General features: G+C 68.4%; 9 protein-coding genes. 6 read left to right on the top strand and 3 right to left on the bottom strand.

The genetic code is table 11. The features are described from left to right. Positions 1-210: 210 nt before the first annotated feature. Both ACAM49_RS37895 and ACAM49_RS37890 read left to right on the top strand, forming a co-directional pair. Positions 211-813, top strand: a complete 603-nt coding sequence (locus ACAM49_RS37895) for a hypothetical protein (RefSeq protein WP_369640350.1) — start codon at positions 211-213, stop codon at positions 811-813. A 107-nt stretch (positions 814-920) separates the two neighbouring features. Further along, positions 921-1,172 carry a hypothetical protein gene (locus tag ACAM49_RS37890; RefSeq protein WP_369640348.1) on the top strand — a complete coding sequence of 84 codons (252 nt, stop codon included), beginning with the start codon at positions 921-923 and terminating at the stop codon, positions 1,170-1,172. A gap of 51 nt (positions 1,173-1,223) precedes the next feature. Here the strand turns inward: ACAM49_RS37890 and ACAM49_RS37885 are convergent, their stop codons facing one another. From ACAM49_RS37885 to ACAM49_RS37875, 3 genes are all read right to left on the bottom strand, one after another. Next, positions 1,224-2,678, bottom strand: coding sequence for a three-helix bundle dimerization domain-containing protein (locus ACAM49_RS37885; RefSeq protein WP_369640347.1), 1,455 nt, complete (start codon positions 2,676-2,678; stop codon positions 1,224-1,226). 158 nt (positions 2,679-2,836) lie between these two features. After that, entirely contained in the window at positions 2,837-3,271 is a 435-nt protein-coding gene (locus ACAM49_RS37880; protein ID WP_369640346.1) for a ferritin-like domain-containing protein, read from the bottom strand. Then, positions 3,268-3,750, bottom strand: a complete 483-nt coding sequence (locus tag ACAM49_RS37875) for a hypothetical protein (RefSeq protein WP_369640345.1) — start codon at positions 3,748-3,750, stop codon at positions 3,268-3,270. Before ACAM49_RS37875 ends, ACAM49_RS37880 begins: the two co-directional genes overlap by 4 nt. Before the next feature lie 356 nt (positions 3,751-4,106). Between ACAM49_RS37875 and rimP the strand changes: the two genes are divergently transcribed. The 4 genes from rimP to ACAM49_RS37855 form a co-directional block, all read left to right on the top strand. Beyond that, complete coding sequence (gene rimP, locus ACAM49_RS37870; RefSeq protein ID WP_369640344.1) at positions 4,107-4,733, top strand: ribosome maturation factor RimP; 627 nt, start codon at positions 4,107-4,109, stop codon at positions 4,731-4,733. Further along, positions 4,730-5,779: a transcription termination factor NusA gene (nusA, locus tag ACAM49_RS37865; RefSeq protein ID WP_369640343.1), complete on the top strand. Its 1,050-nt coding sequence runs from the start codon at positions 4,730-4,732 to the stop codon at positions 5,777-5,779. Before rimP ends, nusA begins: the two co-directional genes overlap by 4 nt. A gap of 152 nt (positions 5,780-5,931) precedes the next feature. Further along, complete coding sequence (locus tag ACAM49_RS37860; RefSeq protein ID WP_369640349.1) at positions 5,932-6,240, top strand: YlxR family protein; 309 nt, start codon at positions 5,932-5,934, stop codon at positions 6,238-6,240. A 108-nt stretch (positions 6,241-6,348) separates the two neighbouring features. Further along, a partial coding sequence (locus ACAM49_RS37855; RefSeq protein WP_369640342.1) for a translation initiation factor IF-2 N-terminal domain-containing protein occupies positions 6,349-6,647 on the top strand: 299 nt, incomplete at its 3' end.

Genomic DNA, 6,647 nt, shown 5'->3' with positions numbered 1-6,647 from the left:
GTTGGCGAGGCGGGCGTGGAGGCGGTCGCGGACCTGGTCGGGGGTGTAGGCGCGGCGTTTGCGTTCGGAGCGGACGATTACGACGCCGGTTGCGGCTACGCCTGCGGCGCCTGCCAAGCCTAGGACTTTCCACCATCGCATGGGCCTAGGGTAGTTGGCGTGGCACGGGAAGTGATCTCGAGACTTGGGTTGGATGACGCGGTGGGGCTCATGCGCACCGGGGATTTGTGGCTGTTTCGGGGGAAGTCGGGGGCGGATCGGGCGATTCGGGGGCTGACCAACAGTCCGGTGAATCATGTCGGGATGGCGGTGGTCATCGATGATCTGCCCGCGCTGATCTGGCATGCGGAGCTCGGGCGCGCGTTGCCCGATGTCTGGTCGGGGAATCATCATCGCGGTGCGCAGCTGCACGACATGCGAGCCGCGGTGATGCGCTGGACCCACGAATACGGTCAGCAGGCCTGGGTTCGGCAACTGGATCGGCCGGTCACGCGCGAGATGGAGGACGCCGCGCTGCGGATGGTGGCGCGGCTCGACGGCATGCCCTTCCCGTCGACGAGCGCCCTCGCGGGACGGTGGCTGCGCGGCCGGGTGCCGCTGCCCAAACGCGCCGCACCCCGCGAAGCCGAGGCCGGGCTGGAGAACGCCTACTGCGCGGAGATCGTCGCCATGACCTATCAGGCGATGGGCCTGCTCCCGCGGAAACGCCCGAATCGCTATGACCCGGGCAGCTTCTGGAGCGGCGACAACCTGCGCCTGGCCGATGGCTACCATCTCGGCGGCGAGATCGCGGTGGACGTTCCCGCGCACTGACCCCCAAACCGTTTGGCATGGCCGATAATCCATCCGTCCACTCGGACGGTGCTGTTCGATCGATACCAAGCGGAAGGTGAGATGTGCTCAGACGTCCGATCCCACTGGTGACGATCGCGGCTGCCGCCCTAGTGTCGGCGGCCTGCGGCGGCCAGCACAGCCCGCTGCCGCCACCGGCTACGACCACCTCGGTCCCGATGCTCGGCGGCGGCCGGCTGCCGAGTGTGATCGACCTGCCGACCGCTACCTCGACGACGGTGACATCGGCCAAAGCGCCGACAACGACCGCGCCCCCGACCACCACGGAACCACCGACGACAACAGCGACGCCCATGGCCTCGGTGACCAGAGCCGGATGATCGACCCCGCAGCGGTCGGCTCGCGAATCGCGCCGGCCGCTGCGCGCCGCGTCAGTTGTAGGACTTGGCGACGCCGTCGAGAAGGTGTTCGAGAGTGTCGTAGTCGGGCGGCGTCACCTGGTTGACCAGATTCGCATCCACCGGAATCTGGTGTGCACCCGTCACTTTCGTGAACAGCGTCACGTCGGTCGGTCGGAAGCCGTGGTCGGCGGCCAGGCGCTGCAGCTCCGGATCGGTGGTGAGCAGCTTGCCGATCTGATCGCCCTTGTCGTTCAAGGGGATCACGGTGTGCTGGGACATGATCGTCGGGGCCGGGTACATCAGCACCATGTCGGGCTTGAGCTGCCCGTGCGCGGCGGCGTCGACGTACTGGGCCTCGTAGATCCAGGCCATCGGGATGGTGCCCATGCCGTTGGCGAGATAATCCTTGAACGGGCCGTCACTGCTGGACTCGGTGAACCCCTGCCGGGTGAACAGCCGCGAAACCCGCGACACCGCATAGTCTTCCGCCTTCGCCCCGCGCACGATGGTGTTGTCATTGGCCACGTAAGCGGTCACCGCCAGATACATCGCGGCCGAATTGGAGGTGCGCGGATCGGTGGTGGAGACCAGCACGTTCTTGGGCACCGCATAGCTGGAATTGTCGTCCAGCTGATTCCACTGCACACCCTTCTCGGCCAGCGCGAGATAGTTGTCGACGTCGAAAGTCGTTGTCGCCCCGGGCGTCACGATTCCGGCCCGGGTCAGCAGATCGGCGATCGGCTGGAACGTCGCGATGGCCATGGGCGAAGAGAACGGCACATACTTCCCGTTCACCCCGCGCTGCCGCTGAATCCGTTCCGCCGCCGCCGAACTCGACGGAAACGCGAAATCGTACTTCCCCAGATCCACCGAGGTGGCGATCTGCCGCGACCCGGCGGGCTCGGCCACCACCTTGAACCCGTGCCTGGCCAGCACATCGGCCACCTTGGGATCATCGAAGAACGCCGACTTCTCCGACCCCACCACTCCACGCACCACGGTCAACGAGGGCGCGGCCGTCGTCGAAGCGGACGGCGAATCCGACTGCTGCACAGCCAAAACCGCCCCGGCCGCCAGCACCACCGCGACCCCGGCCGCGACCGCCCCCAGTGCCCGCTTGTTCTCCACCAGCCGCGCCGGCACGAACCGCCCCGCCACCGCCGCGAACACACTCGTGTTGTCCGCCTGACCATCGGGCGAGCCCGAATTGCCGTCCGCCCCCGCGGCCGACTTGGTCAATTCCACCCCCGCGCCATTCTTCCCCCGCGTGGGATCCAATTCCCGCCGCGCAATCCGCTCGACGAGAATCGGTACGAACTCCCGCACCGAATGCCCCTCGAACCGCTTGCGCACCGCCCCCACCACGGCCTCCACCCGCTCCGCCGGATGCGCCTCGCCATAGTCGTCGACCAGGCGATCGGTCACATCCCGCAGCGCCTTCTCCTCCCGCGCAGCCTTTTCACCCCTCGCAGCGTCGACCGCCACAGCATCTCCTCGCCATCGCACCGAATTCCGTTGCGCGGCAGGAAAATGCGAATGGCCGCGCCGCCGAGGACCCTATGCCCGCAGAGTGCCCGGACACGGACGCGCACGCGAACATCAAGTGCGCCCTCGGCGAATTCCCGGTGACCGCCGGAGACAGGTCAGGGCTGGCCGGGAAACGCGACCGTCGCCGGATTGACGCCCAGGATCGACTGCCAGGTGGCGAGCCGGACCGCGCATTCGGTGAGCGCGTCGATGCCGGTGCGCCGCAATTCGGCGGCATCGGCGCGTTCGACCACCGACCGCCAGGCGGCCGCGGTATCGGACTCGACCGTCACGGCCAGCTTGGCGGCCGGGATCGGATCGTTCACGACGATGGGCGAGGTGTAGGCCGCGGCGGGCTCGGGAACCGTTGCGCCGGAAGTCTTCAGGGCATCGATCGTCGCGTCCCGCCGCGCCCGGTGGGCGGCGGTGTACTCGGCGACGAGCTTGTCGCGGTCGTGGTTGGCGTAGGCCGCGATCACGCCGTAGGCGTAGACAGCCGCGTATTCGGCGCTCAGGGCATCGATGAGCGCCTGCTGATCGGTGGTCGTCATCCGAGAAGAACTCCCGCGTGGGTGGCGCAGCACGCGCTGATGGAAGAGAGCAGGGCGGCACGGTAGCCGGAGAGCTGGGCGCACAGGTCCGCGGCCGAACGCTGGGACTGCTGCAGCTGGGTGCGCAGCGCGGAGACCGCGGGCGGCGGCACCGGCGCGACGGGAGTGACCGGCGGCGTGCGGCGGCTGGGCGTGGTGCCGTCGCCGTAAACGCCTATGACGCGGTCGATCTCGGTGCGCAGCGCATCGGCGTGGGCCGTGCGCTGGGTCGCGATGATCTGCAGCGCGGCCGCCTTGTCGGGACTGGTCGCGATCGCGGCGGTCGCGGCCGCCGCATCGGTGCGGGCCGCGGTCTCCTGGGCGATCAGCGGATCCGGAGCGGCCGGGGTGTCGTCCTTCGAGCACGCGGCCAGCGCGCCGACCGCGGCCACCGCCAGCGCTCCGCCACCGGCCAGCCGCAGCGCGCCGCGACGGTTCACGGCGGGTACGGGATTGGGGGTGGGTGAGGACCCGGTTCGATCCCTCGGGACCGTGAGACCGACGACATCGGCCGGACGACCGCTCTGACTGCTGGGCACGGCATACATGGTGCCAGCCGTCGCCGACCGCTTGCTGCGCCAGGGGCGTCGGATAGGCTGTGATCTGGAACGACGGGTAACCGTCACGGGCGCGTCGCGGCTGACACGCCGTCGGCACCACAGCGCCGACCATGCCGAACTCGAGCGAGTTCGCTGGTCCTTTACACTCTTTCCGCGCGTTACGCTAGACCTTCGGCGCGGCATTTCGCCGAAACCGACAACTCAACCCGTGACAACTGAACCAGGAGCCGCCCCACATGCCGATGCCGACCGAGGAAAGGGTGAGCCAGCTAGTTGCTGAGCTCGTCGAACGCCGAGGATTCGACCTCGAAGGCGTCGCGCTTTCGGCTGCCGGTACAGCACACACGAAACTCGTCGTGACCGTCGACAGCGACGGCTCCCCGGACCTCGACGCGGTCGCGGAACTCAGCTCGGAGATCTCGCAGACCCTCGACGACGCCGGCGACTTCGGCGAGACCCCGTATCTGCTCGAGATCACCACGCCCGGCATCGACCGGCCGCTCACCGCCCTACGCCACTGGCAACGCGCCCAGGGCCGCAAGGTGAAGATCGTCCTACGCCCCGGCGCCGAATCACCGGAGGAGAAGGGCAAGACCACGTTCGAGGCCCGGGTGGGCGTCGCCACCGAAAGCGACGTCGCCCTGGTTCTCGGGGGTAAGCGGAAGCCACACCGGGTGACGGTGCCGCTGGCCGACATCCAGTCCGCGGTGGTCCAGGTGGAATTCAATCCACCCGGCGCCGCGGAGCTGGAACTGGCAGGGGGAGTCGCACCGGGCCGCCCCAAGCCCGGCGCGCAGGAGGAAACCGCAACCGAAGACGAAGCAACTGAATCCGATTCACTGACCGAAGGGATCGTGGAATGAACATCGAAATCGAAGCCCTGCGCGCGATTGTCGCCGACAAGGGGATCTCGATGGAGACGGTGATCTCCGCGATCGAGTCCGCTCTCCTCACCGCCTACCGGCACACCGAGGGCCACCAGCCCAACGCCCGCATCGACATCAACCAGAAGACCGGTGTCGTGCGCGTGATGGCCCGCGAGCTGGACGCCGACGGGAACGTCATCTCCGAATGGGACGACACCCCTGAGGGTTTCGGCCGCATCGCCGCCACCACCGCCCGCCAGGTGGTGCTGCAGCGGCTGCGTGACGCCGAGAACGAGAAGTCCTTCGGCGAGTTCTCCACCCACGAGGGCGATATCGTCGGCGGCGTCGTACAGCGCGACGCCCGCATGAACGCCCGCGGCACCATCGTGGTCCGCATCGGCTCGGAAGCCCATGGCGCCGAGGGCGTCATCCCGCCCGCCGAGCAGGTGCCGGGCGAGACCTACGAGCACGGCGACCGCATCAAGTGCTACGTGGTCGGCGTCTCCCGCGGCCCGCGCGGCCCGCAGATCACCCTCTCGCGCACCCACCCGAACCTGGTGCGGCGCCTGTTCGCGCTGGAGGTCCCCGAGATCGCGGACGGCTCGGTCGAGATCGTGGCCGTGGCCCGCGAGGCCGGGCACCGCTCCAAGATCGCGGTCCGCTCCACCGTCCCGGGCGTCAACGCCAAGGGCGCGTGCATCGGCCCGATGGGCCAGCGCGTGCGCAACGTGATGAGCGAACTGGCCGGCGAGAAGATCGACATCATCGACTACGCCGAGGATCCCGCGAGCTTCGTCGGGAATGCTTTGTCCCCGTCGAAAGTTGTTTCGGTCACCATCGTCGACCCCGAGGCCCGTGCCGCGCGGGTGGTGGTCCCCGACTTCCAGCTCTCCCTGGCCATCGGCAAGGAGGGCCAGAACGCCCGCCTGGCCGCCCGGCTCACCGGCTGGCGCATCGACATCCGCTCCGACGCGGCGCCCGATAACCAGGGCGGAGTGCGTCCGGCGGCCGCCGCGGGCGGGGGAGAGGCCCACCGGGGTTGATCTTGCCGGATCCATCCGGCCCGGTCCGCCCCGAGATTTGTGAAACAGACCCCCGGGATGACAGGTTGGTAACTTCCAAGGGGTACGGATGCGGAGATCGGGACGTGACAGCGGTAGAGTGGACGCAGGCTCAGCGCGAGTCGACGGCTTCTCTGCGCGCCGAGCGGGTGTCAGCAAGATCAGCACCCGTCCGGACCTGCATCGGATGTCGCCGACGCGAGCTGGCTGCCGATCTGATGCGGGTCGTGGCGCAACCTTCTGCCGAGAGTGGGCAAACGGTTGTGGTCGTTCCGGATCCGCGGCGCAGACTTCCGGGAAGGGGTGCGTGGTTGCACCCCTCTTCGGCTTGTTTGAGTCAAGCAGTTCGGCGTCGAGCAATCGGCAGAGCACTACGAGTGTCCGGAAATCTGGATATCTCAGCCCTGGAGCATTACGTAGAGAACAGGCACGAGCACTCATGAGCACACCGTGAAGTCCCAGAAATGATCGGCCTTCGAAATTAGTCGAGGTCGTGCGCGCGTCCCGTCGTGAAACGGGCTGCCGCGCTCGACCTCTGAGTGAGGAGAGCAGTGGCAGGCAAGGCCCGCGTGCACGAGTTGGCTAAAGAACTCGGTGTCACGAGCAAAGAACTACTCGCGCGGCTCAAGGAGCAGGGCGAGTTCGTGAAGTCGGCGAGCTCGACGGTGGAAGCACCCGTCGCGCGCCGGCTGCGGGAGTCGCTCGCACCCAAGAGCGCCCCGTCCAATGGGACCGCCAAGTCGGCGACCCCCAAGCCCAGCGGTGACAGCACCCCGCGTCCGGCCGCCAAGCCGGCCACCCCCGGTGCCGGCCCGCGTCCGGGTCCGCGTCCCACCCCGGCTCCGGCCCC

This window comes from Nocardia sp. JMUB6875, assembly GCF_041154655.1.
Lineage (GTDB): Bacteria > Actinomycetota > Actinomycetes > Mycobacteriales > Mycobacteriaceae > Nocardia.
The sequence above is the reverse complement of the archived record's forward strand: the minus strand, read 5'-3'. Positions and strand labels throughout refer to the sequence as shown.

What these genes read in the sequence shown, in the direction of transcription:
- nusA (WP_369640343.1), top strand. Translation starts at nt 4,730, where the DNA reads ATGAACATCGAAATCGAAGCCCTGCGCGCGATTGTCGCCGACAAGGGG.
- ACAM49_RS37880 (WP_369640346.1), bottom strand. Translation starts at nt 3,271, where the DNA reads ATGACGACCACCGATCAGCAGGCGCTCATCGATGCCCTGAGCGCCGAA.
- ACAM49_RS37895 (WP_369640350.1), top strand. Translation starts at nt 211, where the DNA reads ATGCGCACCGGGGATTTGTGGCTGTTTCGGGGGAAGTCGGGGGCGGAT.
- rimP (WP_369640344.1), top strand. Translation starts at nt 4,107, where the DNA reads ATGCCGATGCCGACCGAGGAAAGGGTGAGCCAGCTAGTTGCTGAGCTC.